This is a genomic window from Hungatella hathewayi WAL-18680, from assembly GCF_000235505.1.
Lineage (GTDB): Bacteria > Bacillota > Clostridia > Lachnospirales > Lachnospiraceae > Hungatella_A > Hungatella_A hathewayi_A.
Genome location: NZ_JH379027.1, coordinates 3,138,774 through 3,156,268 on the forward strand (window position 1 = coordinate 3,138,774; position 17,495 = coordinate 3,156,268).

Genomic DNA, 17,495 nt, shown 5'->3' on the forward strand with positions numbered 1-17,495 from the left:
GCCGGAGTATCCTCTCCTCTTAAACCAGTCCCATCAACCTCGGAAGCGTCAATGAAATCTCCGGTATATATGTCACTAACAGCAACACCAGCAGCAGCGCTCCCACATAAGGCAGCAGCGGCTTGACCACCTCCTCGATGGACACCTTGCTGATACCACAGGACACAAACAGCACGGAGCCAACCGGCGGGGTCATGGTTCCCATACACATATTGAAGGTGAGAACCACGCCGAACTGTACCAAATCCATGCCCAGACTCTGCACAATCGGCAGGAATATCGGGGTGAAAATCAGGCAGGCCGGAGTGATATCGAGGAACATTCCCACCACCAGCAGCACCAGGTTCATCATCAGCAAAATCACATACTTATTGCTGGAAATGGACATCATCGCGTTGCTGATAGCCTCCGGTATCCCGGTATATGCCATCACCCATGACATCGCCGAGGAGGCGGAAATCAGGAACAGGATAATCCCGCTGGTAGCCGCGCTCTTTAACAAAATATTCATAAAGCTCTTCCAGTTGATAGAGCGGTAAACCAGAGACAGAATCAGGCAGTACAGCACACAGATGCCCGCTCCCTCCGTCGCCGTGAAGATACCGCCCACAATTCCGCCGATGACAATCACAATCAGCAGCAGGCTTGGAAGCGCATCCAGAGTAATCTTCATGGCCTGGGACGCGCTGACCTTCTCGCAGACCGGGTATTTATGTTTCTTCGCATAGAAGTAGGCAATCAGCATCGTCGCCACGCCCATCAGAATTCCAGGCACATAGCCGGCCATAAACAGGGCTGATATGGACACGCCGCCCGCCACCGTGGAGTACACGATAAACGCGCTGGTTGGCGGAATCAGAAGCCCGGTTGGCGCCGACGCAATATTCACACAGGTGGAAAATGCGGGGTCGTAACCATTTTCCTTCTCCATCGGGTCCATGATACCGCCGATCGCGGAAGCCGCCGCCACAGCCGAGCCGGAAAGGGCCCCGAAAAACATGTTGGCCAGCACGTTGGTGTGGGCCAAGGAACCGGGAATCCGCCCGGACAGCAGCTGGGCAAAGTTAATCAGCCTTCTAGCAATCCCGCCGTTGTTCATGATATTTCCGGCAAGGATAAATAAGGGCACCGCAAGCAGGGAGAAACTCTCCACACCGCTGTTCATCTTCTGCATCACGATGAACGAGGTCTGGTCCCAGGGCAGGTTAATCAGCGTGGTTGCGATGGAGGATATGGCAATGCTTATGGATATCGGGCATCCCAGAATCAAAAGAATTGCAAACACCCCAAACAGTACAAGAGCCGTAATAGCAATATTCATCCTTAAATCTCCTCCTTAATCGTAATTCCGGTCAAATCTTCCCAGATATTGATAATCTGCGCCGCCATGATAAACACACCGGAGACCGGCGCCATGCTGTACACAAGGCTTCGTGAAATTCCAAGAAGTGACGAAAATTCCTTCCGCGCGCTGAAGGCCAGCTTTGCGCCACCAACCGTAAGCACCGCCAGGGCAAACACGAACACCAGAGCATCGATGAAGCACATCAGATATTTTCTCCGCTCTGGCGCCAGCTTGTTGTGGACAATCAACAGCGCCATATGCTGGCGTGTGCTAAAGCCGTAGGCCGCGCCGATAAAGCCGGTCCATATCAGTAAATATCTCACGATTTCCTCGGTAAAGTCGCTGGGACTGTTGAGGACATAGCGGGTAAATACCTGGTAAATCACCAGAACACTCATGGTAATCAGCAGCGCCGCCGCAATCCAGGCTAATAAACGGTTCATCCCGTGTTTAAACTTTGTAAAAAACTGTTCCATAATCCCCCTCCTATTCTACGGAATCAATGATATCCAGCACGGTTCCCACCTTCGGATACTGTTCCCGGTACTCGCCAATCATGCCGGCCGTCGCCTGGCGGAAGGCTTCTTTGTCCACGTCCTCCACAATGGTGACACCCATCTCTGTCTTGGCCGTCTCAAGGGCGTCATTGACAGCCGCCTCCCATTCCAGAATATGGTTGTCCGTGGAGTTTCTCGCCGCGTCCAGCAGTATCTGGCGGTCCTCCTCCGACAGACTGTTCCAGGTGTCCGTCGCAATCACCAGTACATCCGGAATCATGGTGTGCTGGTCGACAGAAAAGTATTTACAGATTTCGCCGTGCATGCCGGTGGTGAGAACGGTCTCGTTGTTCTCACTGCCGTCGATAATGCCGGTCTGAAGGGCCGTGTAGACATCGCCCATAGCCATGGCAACCGGGGTTCCTCCCAGGGCCTTCATCATGTCGGTCTGGGATTTCATATCCTGCACCCGCATTTTCAGCCCCTTCAAATCCTCCGGCTTGCGGATGGGTTTGTCTATGGTGTAGAAGGAGCGGGAACCGGAGGTGTAGTAGGTCAGCGTCACGAAGCCGTCCGCCTCACTGGAGCGGAAGAATTCTCCCATGGCGTCCGAGCCCATCACCTTGTAGTAGTTCTCATTGTCATCAAAGATGTAGGGAAGGCCAAATGCATGGTAGCCCTCGTTGTAGGTGGCCAGTCCCGGAGCCGACACACGGGTCATATCCACCACTCCCGCCATCAGCTGCTCCAGCACCTCGGTCTCGGAACCGAGCGTGCCGTTGGGGAATATCCTGATTTGCAGGCGTCCCCCGCTTTTTTCATTTACCTCATCCGCAAACTGCTGGAGCGCGATGGAGGTGATATGGCTCTCCGCCAGATTGTGGGCCAGATTCAGCACCATGGGATTCTCCGCCGTCGCCTGCGCGCTGTTCGCCGCGCCCGAATCCGCGCAGCCGGACAGCATGGACACCGCCAGCGCAGCCGACACGAATAACCCTGCCAATTTTTTCTTCATAACCGTTCTCCTTTTCCTAATCTATGTATTTTCAAACACTCGTCATTGACTCATCTATCACTCTCTTACATCCCAATCATGTCAAACATTTCAAAGGACACCACCAGTTCATAATCCTTCTTCGGGTTTGGATATTTGATCTGAACGGACTTCAGTGTCTGGCTGTAATACCAGCCCTGCTCCGCCGCCTCGAACTTCTTCCTGTGAAGGAAATGCGGCAGCTCCTGACCGTCCACCAGCACGCCAAACGGCGCTTTCTCCCGGTGAATCATGTCCACATACATATCCTCCACCGTGGTCTCGTAGGTTCCCTCATGGGTAAAGGCCAGCGTGGTCTTCACTCCCGCGTTCATGGTGATTCTGGTCTTTAAGTAAATGCCATTCTCATACTCCCTGGTGCATCCGTCATCCTCATACAGCGTAAAGGTATTGTCCTTGTCTGGCGCACACACAAGATGAATGCCGGTCTCCTTCTCCGTCGCCAGGTTGTTGAGCTGATTCAGCGCCAGCGGGATAATGCCGCCACCCCGGACGAACATGGGGATACTGCCAAGGGTCACCGGATACTCCATCGTCTGGCCGCCCTCATAGCGCTCTCTGGTGTTAAAGTCGTAGAATATCTCTCCCTCCGGCAAATAGATGCTTCTCACGGAAGCCCCCTTCTCCACCACATTGGCAACCAGAAGGGAATCGCCTATCATGAAGTCCACACCCTCGTCGTAGCACTTTGCATCCTGCTGGAAAGCGCTGCACATGGGCTCCATAATTGGAAGTCCTGTCTCGTGGGCCCGCTCCATCAGAGAATAATAATATGGTATCATGCGGTAGCGCAGCTTCATGGCCTCCCGGATATATTCCGTGCAGTTTCCATACATCCACGGCTCCGTCACCGTGTTGTCCGTATTGACGGAATGCACCGAAAATCTTGGCTGGAAGATACCGTTCTGCACCCAGCGCACAAACAGCTCCGCCTCCGGCGACGGCCCGTAGAAGCCGCCGATATCGGCTCCCTGGTTTGCCACGCCGGACAGACTCATGCCGAGAATGGTCGCAATGTTGTATTTCAATGCCTCCCAGCAGGTCAGGTTGTCGCCCGCCCAGGTCTGTGCATACCGCTGGATTCCGGCATGGCCGGAGCGGCACACGATAAAGGGTCTCTCCTGCTCAAAAGTCTCCTCAATGGCCTCCGCCGTCACATGGCACATCAGGTTGGACATGGTGGCCTTAATCTGGCCGATGGTGATGCCCTTTCCGTCAAAGTCACACCGGCAGTCCTTGTCCGCCAGGCTGTCGTACTCGCAGTTGTCGTTCCACACGGAGCTGGTTCCCATTTCCAGAACCGCCTCCTTTAACATCTGCTTCCACTCAGCCCTCGCTTTCGGATTGGTGAAATCTACAAACACGCCAGGGCCGCCCCACCAGGTTCCGACGCCGTCTTCCCCGCTTTCGCTGTCCTTCACCAGAATCCCCTTCGCCTTGATCTTCTCGATGTCCGGATGGGCCAGCAGAATGCCCGGTTTCACATTGGGGGACACGGTGATGCCCCGTTTTTTCATCTCCGCAAAGAACTGTTTCGGGTCCTTAAACCGTTTCTTGTTCCAGGTGAACACGCAGCGTCTGAGTCCGTCCTTCGTCTCCTGCTGGGTGTAGCCGGAGGAGAGCTGGAACCCGTCCACCGGGATGTCCTCCTCTTTGGTGGTGTCGATAAATTCCAGTATCGCGTCATCGCAGTTTTCATCCAGCTCCGGGTAATACATGGAGGAGCCAAGATATCCGAGAGCCGTCCTCGGCAGCATGGCGGACTTTCCGGTCAAATCCGTGTACCGCTCCACCACCTGTCGCACCGTCGGCCCGGCGATGAAGAACAGGTCGATATCTCCCGCGTCCGCCCGGTAACTGCTGTGCATCTTCCAGTAATTGCTCTTTGCCCGGCCCATATCAAAATCACATTCCGCCGTGTTGTGGTAGAAATAACCGGCCGCCTTCCTCGTCTCCCGGTTCAGCTTGATGTAAAATGGAATATGTTTGTAGAGGGAATCCGTCTCCTTCGGGTCGTAGCCCATGCAGTCCGCCGGACTCATGGTCATGTACTTCTGCGCCTTGTTCCACTCGCCGCTCTTCTCCCCAAATCCGTAGAAACAGTCGGAGGGCGATATCTCGCTGGTGTGGATTCTCCGGTGGTTGGAATCCTCCCGGTAGCCAAGCTCCACAATGTCTTTGTGAATCGGGGTGCCGTCCTCATCATAGATATTGATAGCAAACGGTTCCTTCTCGATGACAACCTTTAAGAGACGCCCCTGAATCACCGCTTCTCTCTCGCCGTCCACCAGTGTTGTCTTCGCCGGCTCCACCCGCTTTCTGTACGATTTCAGCAGGTCATCCATGCGGTCCTCCCACGCTGTCATCACCAGATTGTAGGATTCCTCCGCAAAATCCCCGTCGAATCCCGCCCGGATTCTGACGATGGAATCTGTCAAAAACCACAGCCTGATTTCCACACAGTTTGTCATAATGGAATAATAGCTGTCACACGGTTTAACAGATAGTGCCTTTTTACATAGCTTCATAATTCCCTCTCCTTTTCCCTGATTAAAAGCTCGTTGATTCGCTGCTTTTATCTTACGAAAATCCGGGTGTAAAAACTAGACAGATTTTGCATTTTTTATCTCTATTCTTTACCTATCTTGCTATTTTGTGTTTTAGAGTGTTTCTCTCGTATGATTGCTTTTTCTTTAGTTTCAACTATCTTTTCCTTATTTAATATCAAATTATCCCTCTTTTCTTCTCTGTTCTCCACGTTCAAAACGCAAAATAAGTAAATTTACAGGCTAAATACAGCAAGATGCGTCTGGTTTTTCATTTTGCATTCCGCTATAATATTGGTTAATTTCAAGTAACAGTTCAGACGGCGGAGATATCGGTAGAAGAATTCGTGTCAAGCTTGCTTGAAAGCGGATTTTTCTATCGATATCCCCATCGGATGGACATCCGATGCTTCTTGACCAGCTTTTTCGGTCAAGAAGATGAGCCGTCTGAACTGTTACAATTTATTTCAGGAGGTAATTTCAAATGGCTTGTATGACCTGTCATTATTATAGTTCCGTTCTGGGAAGCAACATTGCAGTCAACGTCATTATCCCGACGCCCAGCGGAAACGAGCAGATTGTAGATAAGAAAATTCAGAAACAGTACGGCTACGAATCCGGCCTTCCCGTGGTCTACCTGCTCCACGGCGCCTACGGGGATTTCAGTTCCTGGCTCCGGTTCAGCAACATCGAGCGCTACGCCCAGGAGCGGTGCTGCGCCGTAGTCATGGCATCCGCCGGCAACAATTTCTATCAGGATATGTACCGGGGCCTTAAATACCGCACCTTCTTCACCGAGGAGCTGCCGGCCTTCATCACCAACGTATTCCCGGTCTCCAAAAAGCGGGAGGACACCTTCATCGCCGGTTTCTCCATGGGCGGCTACGGCGCCTGGTATCTAGCACTCTCCACGCCAACGCTGTACGCCAAATCCGCCAGCATGTCCGGCGCCCTGGATATCGCCGCCCTCTATGAGCAGGCCATGAACGGCTCCGTGGACAGCCCATTCCCATGGGATGACATTTACGAGGACCCGAAAAAACTGGCAGGCAGTGATAAAGATTTGTTTGAATTATATTCCGGATGTCAGAAAAACGGACTGGTACCGGAACTCTACCAGACCTGCGGAACCGAGGATTTTCTCTATGATCTCAATGTCTCCGTGAAGAACCGGATGGAGCAGATGAATGCCAGTCTCGTCTACCGGGAAGGCCCCGGCGGGCATAACTGGGATTTCTGGGATGTTGAGATTCGTGATATTCTGGACTGGATGCTGAAGGGGCGATAGCTCGCCCTCCCAAAAATAGAGCGCAAAAAAAGAGGATGATGCCAAACCGTATTTTCACCGGTCAAACATCATCCTCTTTTGTTAAGCTCCTGCCCCAATCAGTCACTTATTCTTTCATAATCTTCACTAATCTGCTGGTCCCCAAACGGTCCGCCCCAAGCTCCACAAACCGCTCCGCGTCCGCAAAGTCTTTGATACCGCCGGCGGCCTTCACCATCTTGTCGGCCCCGGTGTATTTTCTCATCAGCTCCACGTCCTCGAAAGTCGCGCCGCCCGTGGAGAAACCGGTGGAGGTCTTGATATACTCCGCGTCGGACTCCGTAACCACCCGGCACAGTTCCTTCTTCTCCGCCTCCGTCAGCAGGCAGGTCTCGATAATCACCTTCAAAAGCCGGCCGTCGCAGGCTTTCTTAATCTGCTGAATCTCGTCCTTCACCAAATCATACCTGCCTTCCTTCACCCAGCCGAGGTTCACCACCATGTCAATCTCTTTGGCCCCTCCGGCCACCGCGTCCGCCGTCTCAAAGCATTTCACCCCCGTGGTATTGTATCCGTTGGGGAAACCAATGACCGTGCAGACCGGCATCCGCTCTCCTAAATATTCCGCCGCCTGTCTCACATAGGAAGGAGGAATGCACACGGAAGCAGTATTATAAGTCACCGCGTCATCACAAATCTCCTTAATCTCCTGCCAGGTAGCTGTCTGAGCCAGCAGGGTATGGTCTACCCGTTTCAGAATTTCCTGTCTGTCCATATCGACTCCTCTTTTCCGTTATTTCGCCTTATCTTCCTGAATCAGAATTCTCAGCGCCTCCACAGCCACCTTGATGGCCGCATCCGTATCATGAACCACCGGATTGTCAAGACCGGCCTTCTCTCTCTCCTGGTTTGCCACCACCAGGAAGTTGGAGCCGCAGCGCACTCTCAGATAATTGGCAACCACAAACAACGCTGCCGATTCCATCTCCGAGGCCTTGCAGCCAAGTCTCAGCCATGCCTCCCACTTATTCATCAGCTCGTAGCTGACCGGCTTCGTCTCCGGCTCGTGCTGGCCGTAAAAGGCGTCCTTGCACTCCACCACGCCCGCATGGTAGGTCTGGCCCAGCCGTTTCGCCGCTTCCACTAACGCGTGGCTGACTTCAAAATCGGCAACCGCCGGATACTCGATAGGCGCGTACTCCTTGCTGGTGCCCTCCATCCGGATTGCCCCGGTGGACACCACAATGTCGCCGCCCTTCACATCCAAATCCATGCCGCCGCAGGTTCCCACCCGGATAAAGGTGTCAGCCCCGCTCTTCACCAGCTCTTCCATGGCGATGGAGGCGGATGGACCGCCGATACCGGTGGAGGTCACGCTGACCTTCTCCCCATCCAGGTAGCCGGTATAAGTCACATACTCCCTGCTGTCCGCCACCAGAACCGCATCGTCAAAGTAGGCGGCGATTTTCTCGCAGCGCTTCGGGTCTCCGGGCAGCAACACATATCTGCCCACATCCCCTTTTCTGATATTTAAATGATACTGAACTCCCTCTTCTGAATAATTCATCTCTATTTCCCCTTTCCTGGAACCGCTCTGTCAGGCCGGTGTCAGACGTTTGGATTAAATCTCTGAAATGCCATGGGAAGCAACTCCCCCAGCGTGCATTCCTTCCAATCCGTCTCGTCCACCGCCATAATAATCTTAAATGTATCCAGACTGCAAAACTGTGCCATCAGCTGGCGGCAGACACCGCAGGGCGGACAGTAATCCGCCAGCGGCTTCCCCTTCGGTCCCCCGACAATGGCAATGGCCCGGAACTTTAAGCAGCCCTCGCTGACCGCCTTGAAAAATGCCGTCCGCTCCGCACAGTTGCTGGGTGTCAGCCCCGCGCACTCAATGTTGCATCCGCGATAAATCGTCCCATCCTCTCCCAGCAGCGCAGCCCCCACCGCAAAACCGGAGATCGGGCTGAACGAATACTCCCTGGCTCTCAGCGCTTCCCGAATCAATGTCACCCGCATGGAATCTGTCATATCCGCCATATTACAGCACCTCGACAGGGTCATCGGTCCGCACCTGCCATGCCCGCAGACGTTTGATCAAATCTTCTTTTATCTCCTTGTACTCCTCGTCGTCAATCCGGTTGTGCAGCTCATATGGGTCTTCCCTTAAGTTGTAAAGCTCCGCCTTCTGTCCCTTGGTCACCACCAGCTTATACTCGTCGTGAACCACCAGACGGCAGTCGATATCGTCCCCATAGCCGTGACCGAAGGTCTCCGACATCACATCGTCATCCCACTCCGTGGACTTCCCTGTCACCAGAGGAAGCAGACTGCGCCCGTGAACTTTGTTCTTCGTGAACTTCGTGCCTGCCGCGTCCAGAATCGTCACCGGATAATCCACGGTGTTGATGTACTCATGGCGCACCTGGCCCGCCGGAATCACATCCTTCCACTTGATTGCAAACGGAATTCTCATCACTTCCTCAGATAAGAAAGAGCCCTTATCAAAATGTCCGCCGTGGCTGGCCAGCGCATCGCCGTGGTCGGTGGTCCAGATAATCATGGTATTCTCATCCAGTCCCAGTTCTTTTAACTTATTGAGAATCATTCCGCCTGCCGCGTCTATCATCGTGATGTGGGCGAAGCAGTGGCGGATAATCTCTTTCCACTCGTCCCATGACACCGGACTTGGAATAATCAGCTCGTTGTCCTTGCCAAACGGCGTACTTCTCTCCCGGAAATAGGTCTCCGGCTTTCCTTCCAGCTGGGAGCGGAAGTTTCCGTACTCTGGCAAATCAAAGCTCTCCGCCGGATACATATCCAGGAATTCCTGTGTCGGGAAATGCGGCTGGTGAGGTCCCCAGAAATCCACTCTCAGGGAAAATGGCTTGTCGCTCTTCTCCTTCGCCAGCTTCTCCAACTGCTCGCAGGCCAGGGTCGCCAGGAAGAAGGACTCGTGGGTCTCCTTCGGCGTCTTGGTGATGCCTACGGCGTGCTCGCCACACCAGTTGGCCTTGCACTGATAGTCCACGTCATCGGCACACTCCGCCCAATCGCCGCGGATACTGATTTCCGGAATGTCAAAGTACCGGTCGATGTGATGTACTGCCTGAGGCAGATTGTAACGCTCCAGATACGCCTTGTACTCCGGCTGGATGTAGGGGTTGCTGTAATCCGTTCTGGAAAAACCGCTACAGTGATGCTCGTTGGCCGCCCCGGGACCTGCATGCCATTTGCCGAAATAATAGTTGTCATAACCGGCCTCCGCCAGCGTATCCAGATATACCTCATGGTTGTATGGCGGGTCCGTGTAGTTGTGGTGCTGTCCATGGGTATGGGCATAGAGGCCGGTCAGCATGGTTCTTCTGGTTGGTCCGCACAGCGGTGTGGAACAGTAGGCATGGTCAAACATGGCCCCCTCTTTTGCAAGCTGGTCAAAGTTGGGACGCATAGGTTTTGGCCCGTCGTTCCACTGCCAGCGATAAAACGCCTGATGGTCATTTTGGATAAAAATGATGTTCGGTTTTTGTGACATTTTTCTAGTTCCTCCTTTATTTTTGCTTCTTCAGCGTATAAAAAACACGCGGTCAGCGGTTTTCACACAGACCGCGCGATATTGAAAACTTCTTAACCTATCATCGCTGTTGTACAAATTTCGTATAGGGCTTTCCGCTTGCGGCAATGCCAACCTGCCCGCCCTTATTCTTCTTAAGGCTGAGTGCCAGCACCACCAGACTTGCCAGATAAGGTATCATCTGGATAAACTCACTTGGTACCGGGTTGTTCGGAATAGTCTGCACATAGAGCTGAATGGCGCTGAACAATCCGAAGAACATGGCCGACGCGAATGCTCCGATAGGAGTCCACCGTCCCATGGTAACCGCTCCGAGAGCCAGGTATCCACGGCCTGCCACCATTCCTTCCTGGAACAGGTTCATCTGTCCAAGGGATAAGAAGGCGCCGCCAAGACCGCCAAGCACACCGGATAAAATCACGGAAAAATAACGAATCTTATGAACCGAAAGTCCGGCTGTCTCCGCCGCTCTCGGGTTCTCACCGACGGTGATAATCCGAAGTCCCAGCGGGGTGTATTTAAACAGACAGTGAACCAGCGCCAGCACGATAAACGCAATGTACACAAAGGGCGATAAATCGGCCAGGAACCCGCCAATCACGGGGATTCCCGATAAGATCGGTGTATGCTCCAGACTTGCCACCTGTGGAGAACTTCCCTGCTGTCCGAATATGGATTTCAGTCCCACACCGGAAAATCCGGTTGCCAGAAGCACCAGCGCCATGGAGCTGACCGACTGGTTGCCGCCCCAGGTGATGGAAATCACCGAGTGGATGGCGGATATCAGCACGCCCACCAGGATGGCAAACAGCACGCCGATCCAGGGATTGCCGGTCAGATAGCTTCCAATGACTGCGCCAAAGGCGCTGGCCAGCATGATGCCCTCCAAACCGATGTTAACCACGCCGGAACGCTCGGAAGCCAGACCGCCCATAGCCGTAAGCGCAATCGGCGTCCCCATACGCAGAGTAGAAGCCAGCATGAATATTAAAAAATTAGCCATTCTATTTTCCTCCTCTACGTTTCTTGATATAGTAACGAATCACATTTTCCGCACACAGGAAGACGATGACCAGTCCCTGTATGATATCCACCATGTTCTTGGAAACGCCCACGCTGGACTGCATCATCAGCGAGCCGCTGCGCATGCTTCCCATCAAAAACGCGGTGATAATGATGGCAAATGGATTGTTGCGGGCCATCAGGGCTACCGGGATTCCACTGAATCCGTAGTTGGCCGAGAAGCCGTTGATTACCTTGCCCATAGTTCCGGTTACTTCAATTCCGCCTGCCAGACCGGCAAGTGCGCCGCTCATCAACAGGGCCAGGAACATGTTGCGCTCCACATTGATCCCGTTGGTATAAGCCGCATTCTTGTTCAGTCCCACCGCGCACATCTCATAACCGAGAGAAGTCCGGTTTAACAGGATGTAGACCAGAACCGCCGCTGCCAGCGCAATCACAATTCCCAGATTCAACACGAAGGGTGATGGAAGCAGCTTCGGAAGTCTTGCCGTCTCCGCAATCGCTTTTGTGGCGGAGGCCGCTCCCTCCTCCTTGAACGGGCCCAGAATCAGGTACTGCACCAGATACTGCCCCACATAGTTAAACATAATAGTACTGATAACCACATTGACGTCCGCTTTCTGTTTCAACACGGCCGGGAAGAACGCCCACACCATACCTGCCAGCATGGAAGCCGCCAGTACGATGGGAATGTTTAAAATCGCCGGCAGATGAAGGGCATGCCCCACAATTCCTGCTGTGATGGCTCCCACAAGCAGCTGTCCCTCAGCACCGATATTGAACACCGTACATTTGTATGCCAGCGCCACGGCAAGACCGGTCAGTAACAGCGGCACCGACTTGGTCAGAGACTGGGTAAATGCCATCGGCGTTCCGAAGGCTCCTTTCACCAGTGCGCCGTAAGCCTGAAACGGATTGTTGCCAAACAGGGCGATGATGATTCCGCCTGTGACAATTGCCAGTACAAGGGCAATCGCCGATATTAAAAAGTTCAGTGCCAGCTCTTCGAACTTATGCTGGCCCGCCTTCTGTACTTTAGCCTGCTGTGCCAACTGCCGCACCTCCTTTTCCTTTGGAGGACCCCAGCATCATCATACCCAGTTCCTGTCTGGTGACACTCTCCGCGTCCACAATGTCGATGATTTCCCCCTTGAATATGACTGCAATTCTGTCGCTGACAGATAAAATCTCATCCAGCTCCAGGGAGAATAACAGGACTCCTTTTCCCTGGTCCCGCTGCTCAAGCAGCGTCTTCTGTACAAATTCCATGGCTCCCACGTCCAGTCCACGGGTGGGCTGCACTGCCACCAGCACGTCGGGATTGCGGTACGCCTCCCTGGCGATGATAATCTTCTGCTGGTTGCCGCCTGACAAGGTTCCGGCGTTGACGTCCACATTGGCGCAGCGGATATCGAAGCGCTCTTTTAAGGTCTCTGCCGTCTCATGAATCTTCTTGAAATCAAGCCACACATTCTTTTTGGCGTATGGCTCCTGGTACTGGCAGCCCAGTATCAGATTGTTGGCGATGCTGTACTCCAGCACCAGGCCGTCTCTGTGGCGGTCCTCCGGAATCAGGCCCAGGCCGTTATCCTTTCTGGTGCGGATTTTCTCGCGGGTGATGTCCTGTCCATTCATGATGACGGAGCCGCTGTCCGGTTTGATTTTCCCGCAGATGACATTGACCAGTTCTTCCTGACCGTTGCCGTCCACGCCGGCGATGCCTAACACCTCGCCTTTTCTCAGTTCCAGATTGATATGGTTTAACTTCTTCACCGTCTTATCGACCGTGTAGCTCACATCCTTCACTTCCAGGATGTTCTCAATCTTCTCCGCCTGTTTCCGCTCTCTTCTTCCCAGGTTGACATCACGGCCTACCATCATTTTCGTCAGGCCCTCCGGGTTGGTCTCGCTCTTGTCCACGGTGCCAACCACCCTGCCCAGACGGATGACGGTGATTCTGTCGGAGATTTTCATGACCTCCGCCAGCTTGTGGCTGATGAAGATGATGGTCTTTCCCTTCTCCTTCAGCTTCAGCAAAATGTCACAGAACTCCTCAATCTCTTGAGGCGTCAGAACTGCTGTCGGCTCGTCAAAAATCAGGATTTCCGCTTCCCGGTAGAGAACCTTCAAAATCTCCACTCTCTGCTGCTCAGTGACGGAAAGCTCGCTCACCTTTTTGTCCGGGTCAATCTTCAATCCGTACTGTTCTGACAGCGCCTTGATTTTCTGGCTGGCTCCGGCCCTGTCCACTTTGAGGGCCGTGCCGACTTCCTGGCCGACGATAATATTTTCCGTCACGGTCAGTTTGGGAATCAACATGAAATGCTGATGCACCATACCAATTTTGTGATGAATGGAATCCCTGGAGCTTGTAAAATGCACCGGCTCCCCCCGGATGAGAAGCTCGCCCTCATCCGGCTGGTAGAGTCCGTAGAGAATATTCATCAATGTTGATTTGCCTGCCCCGTTTTCCCCGGCAAGCGTATGTATTTCGCCTTCCTCAATATCGATTGAGATATGGTCGTTGGCTACAATACCCGGAAACCGTTTCGTGATTTCCTTTAACTGAATAATGCTGCCCATGGTGGTGCCACCTCCGTCTATGGTAGTCGCTTATTTCGTGTAGGAATAAGTGAAACTGTTAAATTCGCTCTCATCTGCCGGAACCTTGATCTCACCGGACTCCACCTTTGCTGTCAAATCTTCGATGGCGCTCATCACATCCTCAGGAACTGTCTTTAACAGCTCGTCATTGTTGGTAAATAACAGCTTCACGCCGCCTTCTTTCAGGCCCAGTGACATGGGTTTGCTGGTGTCAAATTCGCCGGTCTCCATGTAGCCCTTGATGATGGAAAGAATCGCCTGGTCTGCCGGTTTTACAACGGATGCCACAATCTTGTCTGGCATCTTGTCAAACTGTCCGTTTGCCGCGCCAAGACAGTATTTTCCGTCTCCAGCGTCCTTTGCCGCGTTGAAAACGCCAAGGTTGCAGGCGCCTGCGTAAGTTCCGATGAAATCAGCGCCCTTGTTGTACATGATTTTGGCAACCTCGCTGCCCTGTCCCACATCGGTGTAGCTGTTTGTAAATGCTGACTGAATCTCACAGTCCGGATTCACAGCCTTCACACCGGCGGAGAAACCAAACTGATAGCGGTACTGAAGGGTCTCACCGACTGCCATCACCGCACCTACGTTGTTGGTCTTTGTCATCATACCTGCTAAAGCGCCGCCAAGGAAGGCCGCCTCGTTCTCACGGTATGCAACGGACATAATGTTATCCACGCCGTCAATGGCCTCTGCCAGATACAGGAATTTCACATCCGGGTTCTCTGCCGCTACTTCCAGCATGCCGTCCTTGTACTCGGAAGACGGTACCATGATGAAGGTGGCTCCCTGGCTGATTAAGGTACGGATACTGTTGGCGGAGTCTGAAATCTCCGGAACCTCCAGCGGAATCCCCTTGATTCCCAGCTCCTGCTCTGCCAGCTCCAGACCGGCCAGCACGTCATCGTTGTAGCTCTGGGTGCCGAATGCATTTGCAATCATGCCCACGGTTAAATCAGCGGTCTTGCCAGAGTCCGTGGCAGCCTTGGATTCTGCCTTTGTGTCTGCGGCCGGTGTGGAGGAACTGCTTCCACATCCTGTCAGTAAACCGATTGCCATTGTTGCTGCCATACCTAATGCGATTAATTTCTTCATAATTTCCCCATCCTTTTTCTTTGATGTTATTTCTTTGATGCTTTTTTGAAAATGTTTCAGTTACATATTCTCATGTCTGCGTCTGATTACCTCCAGCTGTTCGGGGGTGAACATCATGACTCCGCCATTCATGACGGTGATGAGATTTTCTTCTTTCAACTTGTTGATTGCCCGGTACAGGGTTCTGACACTGACCCCCATATCGGTCGCGATAACGCCGTGCTTCTCTTTGATGTAGAGCGGCTTATCGCTGAATTGTCCCTGCTCCAGCCATTTCCGGCAGATGTAGGCCAGAAGGTTGTCCGTGGAGCTTAGGAACATCATTCTGTCCATCCTGGCGCGGTTTCGCTCGATGATTCTTGACAGGCTGTCAATCACCACCATGGCTGCATCCCCGTCCGCTTTAATCTCCTGTAAAAAGTATTTGCAGTCGATGTCCAGCATCAGGCACTTCTCTGCCGCCAGTATCTGGGAATAGAAATTCTTGTCATCGGAAAACAGCTGGGTGATCCCGATAAACATGGGAGCCGCTGTCGCCGCCAGCATATTCATGTCCCCCCTGGGGGAAACACGGATAAAATAGGCTTTTCCATTGACAATGAGGTTGATGGAACGGAGAGTATCCATCGGCCGTATGATATCCTCTCCCTTTTCCACCGTGCGCAGCGTGATGTAGGAATTTAAATAGGGGGCCAGCTCTTCTCTGGTGAACTGTCTGCCCTTGTTGTTTAAGTATGTAAATTCAAACAGTTCTCTCAGACTTCGTTTTCCATGTTCCTTTGCCTGCATGAGCGTCCTCCTTATTCCGTGTGCTGCCTGTTGACAGATACTGGTTCCTCACAAGAAACCTGCTTTTTTCCCTTCTTTTTTTGTCTATAATCATGATAACGTCTTTGAGGGAATCAAACTATGTCACGTGTCACACCTTGCTAATTTTTATATATTTACTATATTTTCTGTCGATATTTGTGCATATTTCACAAATGATTGATTTTATCTACCCGAACCTGGTGTTTCCCTCCCAGGAAGGAGGCGCCAAGGTAGCTTTTCACAATTTCCCAGGCCAGCTCCACCCCTACGGTTCTCGCACCCAGGGTGATAATGTTGGCGTCGTTGTGCTCTCCTGCCATTCTGGCGGAGAAGCAGTCGCTGCACAGGGCCGCCCGGATTCCAGGCACCTTGTTGGCGGCAATGCTGACGCCGATTCCCGTGCCGCAGATGAGAATTGCGCAGTCGTACTCTCCCGCCGTCACGCCGGACGCCACCGCCACGGCGATATCCGGGTAATCCACCTCGTGGAGTGTCTCAATTCCCTTGTCCGTCACCTCGTAGCCGTCCGCCAGGAGGCGCCGTTTCAGCTCCTCCTTCAGCTCAAACCCGCCGTGGTCACAGCCGATTCCTATGGTTCTATCTTTCATATCATTTACTCCTGTCCTTTTGTTTTTGCAGGCGGCTTGATGGTATCCCCCTGGCACACCGTGCAGGCAAACACCATATCCTCCATGAGCGCTTCCCGCTCCTCCCCCTCCGTCTCAATCAGGGCGATTAACCGCTCGGTTCCCTCAAAGCCGTACTCATAACGGCGGGTGTCCACCGTGGCTATCTCCGGGGAGAAATATTTCAGGCACTCAATTCCATCAATGCCGAAGATGGAAAATTCCTCCGGCACCTTCCGGCCCATATCGGTGACGCCCTTTAAGCACCCGATGGCCAGCGTGTCATTGACGCACATCATGGCCGTAATCTGGGGATAACGCTCCAGCAGCTGTCTGGCCGCCGCTCTTCCGTCCTCAATCAGGAAGCCGCCATTTACCACATATTCCGGATGATACAGTCCATACTGCTCCAGAATGCTCTTAAAATAGGCTTCCCGTCTCGTGGAAACCCACGCCTCCGGATAGCCGGAAATGCAGCCGATATGCTTATGTCCAAAAGCCGCCAGCTTGCTGAGCAGCATATCCACGCACTCTCCCTCCTCCGTCACGATGAGGGGAAATTCCCCCCAGTCCATAAACCGGTTGCAGGATACGATTTGGATTCCGGACTGCAAAAGCGCCAGAATCTTCTCCTTCATACCCTGGGAAATGCTGTTGGTCCCAGTGATGAAGATTCCGTCCACCCGCTGGCTGGCCGCCCGCTCTATCTGGATTTCCATGTCCTTCTCATCCCTTGACAAGTCATGGATGATCACGCTGTAATTGTGGAGTCTTGCCGCCGCCTCCACGCCTTTTATAATCTCCGGGAAAAAGGGATTGCTGATATCCCCGGCAAACAGAGCCAGAATGTGGCTGCGGTTGGTCTTCAGAGTCTTGGCCGCGATGCTCGGAATATAGTTCAGTTCCTTCGCCGCCCTCAAAACACGTTCCTTCGTCTTCTGTGTGATACACTCTTTTCCATTGAGTACCATAGATACCGTCGCTATCGAAACATTTGCCGCCTTTGCCACATCTTTTATGGTTGCCATCTTTTCCCTCTCCTTATCCC

General features: G+C 53.0%; 16 protein-coding genes. 1 reads left to right on the forward strand and 15 read right to left on the reverse strand.

The features are described 5' to 3' along the window. Positions 1–19: 19 nt before the first annotated feature. The 4 genes from HMPREF9473_RS14120 to HMPREF9473_RS14135 form a co-directional block, all read right to left on the reverse strand. Positions 20–1,321, reverse strand: coding sequence for a TRAP transporter large permease (locus tag HMPREF9473_RS14120; protein WP_006780811.1), 1,302 nt, complete (start codon positions 1,319–1,321; stop codon positions 20–22). Between the two features lie 2 nt (positions 1,322–1,323). Then, complete coding sequence (locus tag HMPREF9473_RS14125) at positions 1,324–1,821, reverse strand: TRAP transporter small permease (RefSeq protein ID WP_006780812.1); 498 nt, start codon at positions 1,819–1,821, stop codon at positions 1,324–1,326. 10 nt (positions 1,822–1,831) lie between these two features. Continuing rightward, positions 1,832–2,857 (reverse strand): TRAP transporter substrate-binding protein, encoded by a 1,026-nt coding sequence (locus tag HMPREF9473_RS14130; RefSeq protein WP_006780813.1) that lies wholly within the window; start codon positions 2,855–2,857, stop codon positions 1,832–1,834. Positions 2,858–2,922: 65 nt separating this feature from the next. Next, positions 2,923–5,424 (reverse strand): TIM-barrel domain-containing protein, encoded by a 2,502-nt coding sequence (locus HMPREF9473_RS14135; protein WP_006780814.1) that lies wholly within the window; start codon positions 5,422–5,424, stop codon positions 2,923–2,925. Between the two features lie 502 nt (positions 5,425–5,926). On the opposite strand from HMPREF9473_RS14135, the gene HMPREF9473_RS14140 reads away from it, so the two are divergent. Beyond that, positions 5,927–6,730 carry an alpha/beta hydrolase gene (locus HMPREF9473_RS14140; RefSeq protein WP_006780815.1) on the forward strand — a complete coding sequence of 268 codons (804 nt, stop codon included), beginning with the start codon at positions 5,927–5,929 and terminating at the stop codon, positions 6,728–6,730. A gap of 106 nt (positions 6,731–6,836) precedes the next feature. On the opposite strand, the gene deoC is transcribed toward HMPREF9473_RS14140, so the two are convergent. The 11 genes from deoC to HMPREF9473_RS14195 form a co-directional block, all read right to left on the reverse strand. Further along, entirely contained in the window at positions 6,837–7,484 is a 648-nt protein-coding gene (gene deoC / locus HMPREF9473_RS14145; protein WP_006780816.1) for a deoxyribose-phosphate aldolase, read from the reverse strand. 18 nt (positions 7,485–7,502) lie between these two features. Next, the gene (udp, locus tag HMPREF9473_RS14150) at positions 7,503–8,276 is read right to left on the reverse strand and encodes a uridine phosphorylase (protein ID WP_006780817.1); all 774 of its coding nucleotides are present in this window, start codon (positions 8,274–8,276) and stop codon (positions 7,503–7,505) included. 41 nt (positions 8,277–8,317) lie between these two features. Continuing rightward, positions 8,318–8,752, reverse strand: a complete 435-nt coding sequence (locus tag HMPREF9473_RS14155) for a cytidine deaminase (RefSeq protein ID WP_006780818.1) — start codon at positions 8,750–8,752, stop codon at positions 8,318–8,320. 1 nt (position 8,753) lies between these two features. Further along, a complete protein-coding gene (locus HMPREF9473_RS14160) occupies positions 8,754–10,247 on the reverse strand; it encodes a sulfatase-like hydrolase/transferase (RefSeq protein WP_006780819.1) in 1,494 nt (497 codons plus the stop codon). Between the two features lie 100 nt (positions 10,248–10,347). Then, the gene (locus HMPREF9473_RS14165) at positions 10,348–11,289 is read right to left on the reverse strand and encodes an ABC transporter permease (protein WP_006780820.1); all 942 of its coding nucleotides are present in this window, start codon (positions 11,287–11,289) and stop codon (positions 10,348–10,350) included. 1 nt (position 11,290) lies between these two features. After that, on the reverse strand, positions 11,291–12,364 hold the full coding sequence (locus tag HMPREF9473_RS14170; RefSeq protein WP_006780821.1) for an ABC transporter permease: 1,074 nt from the start codon (positions 12,362–12,364) through the stop codon (positions 11,291–11,293). Next, positions 12,348–13,895 carry an ABC transporter ATP-binding protein gene (locus HMPREF9473_RS14175; protein WP_006780822.1) on the reverse strand — a complete coding sequence of 516 codons (1,548 nt, stop codon included), beginning with the start codon at positions 13,893–13,895 and terminating at the stop codon, positions 12,348–12,350. The genes HMPREF9473_RS14170 and HMPREF9473_RS14175 overlap by 17 nt, the downstream gene beginning before the upstream one ends. 30 nt (positions 13,896–13,925) lie before the next feature. Next, positions 13,926–15,011 (reverse strand): BMP family lipoprotein, encoded by a 1,086-nt coding sequence (locus HMPREF9473_RS14180; RefSeq protein ID WP_006780823.1) that lies wholly within the window; start codon positions 15,009–15,011, stop codon positions 13,926–13,928. Between the two features lie 60 nt (positions 15,012–15,071). Then, positions 15,072–15,800 carry a Crp/Fnr family transcriptional regulator gene (locus HMPREF9473_RS14185; protein ID WP_006780824.1) on the reverse strand — a complete coding sequence of 243 codons (729 nt, stop codon included), beginning with the start codon at positions 15,798–15,800 and terminating at the stop codon, positions 15,072–15,074. Positions 15,801–15,988: 188 nt separating this feature from the next. Then, positions 15,989–16,429 (reverse strand): ribose 5-phosphate isomerase B, encoded by a 441-nt coding sequence (gene rpiB / locus HMPREF9473_RS14190; RefSeq protein ID WP_006780825.1) that lies wholly within the window; start codon positions 16,427–16,429, stop codon positions 15,989–15,991. A gap of 5 nt (positions 16,430–16,434) precedes the next feature. Then, positions 16,435–17,475, reverse strand: coding sequence for a LacI family DNA-binding transcriptional regulator (locus HMPREF9473_RS14195; protein ID WP_006780826.1), 1,041 nt, complete (start codon positions 17,473–17,475; stop codon positions 16,435–16,437). Positions 17,476–17,495: the final 20 nt, after the last annotated feature.

Coding starts and splice junctions, on each gene's coding strand:
- HMPREF9473_RS14195 (WP_006780826.1), bottom strand. CDS start 17,475: ATGGCAACCATAAAAGATGTGGCAAAGGCGGCAAATGTTTCGATAGCG.
- HMPREF9473_RS14155 (WP_006780818.1), bottom strand. CDS start 8,752: ATGGCGGATATGACAGATTCCATGCGGGTGACATTGATTCGGGAAGCG.
- HMPREF9473_RS14135 (WP_006780814.1), bottom strand. CDS start 5,424: ATGAAGCTATGTAAAAAGGCACTATCTGTTAAACCGTGTGACAGCTAT.
- HMPREF9473_RS14120 (WP_006780811.1), bottom strand. CDS start 1,321: ATGAATATTGCTATTACGGCTCTTGTACTGTTTGGGGTGTTTGCAATT.
- HMPREF9473_RS14185 (WP_006780824.1), bottom strand. CDS start 15,800: ATGCAGGCAAAGGAACATGGAAAACGAAGTCTGAGAGAACTGTTTGAA.
- HMPREF9473_RS14165 (WP_006780820.1), bottom strand. CDS start 11,289: ATGGCTAATTTTTTAATATTCATGCTGGCTTCTACTCTGCGTATGGGG.
- HMPREF9473_RS14130 (WP_006780813.1), bottom strand. CDS start 2,857: ATGAAGAAAAAATTGGCAGGGTTATTCGTGTCGGCTGCGCTGGCGGTG.
- udp (WP_006780817.1), bottom strand. CDS start 8,276: ATGAATTATTCAGAAGAGGGAGTTCAGTATCATTTAAATATCAGAAAA.
- HMPREF9473_RS14175 (WP_006780822.1), bottom strand. CDS start 13,895: ATGGGCAGCATTATTCAGTTAAAGGAAATCACGAAACGGTTTCCGGGT.
- HMPREF9473_RS14180 (WP_006780823.1), bottom strand. CDS start 15,011: ATGAAGAAATTAATCGCATTAGGTATGGCAGCAACAATGGCAATCGGT.
- HMPREF9473_RS14125 (WP_006780812.1), bottom strand. CDS start 1,821: ATGGAACAGTTTTTTACAAAGTTTAAACACGGGATGAACCGTTTATTA.
- HMPREF9473_RS14140 (WP_006780815.1), top strand. CDS start 5,927: ATGGCTTGTATGACCTGTCATTATTATAGTTCCGTTCTGGGAAGCAAC.
- rpiB (WP_006780825.1), bottom strand. CDS start 16,429: ATGAAAGATAGAACCATAGGAATCGGCTGTGACCACGGCGGGTTTGAG.
- deoC (WP_006780816.1), bottom strand. CDS start 7,484: ATGGACAGACAGGAAATTCTGAAACGGGTAGACCATACCCTGCTGGCT.
- HMPREF9473_RS14160 (WP_006780819.1), bottom strand. CDS start 10,247: ATGTCACAAAAACCGAACATCATTTTTATCCAAAATGACCATCAGGCG.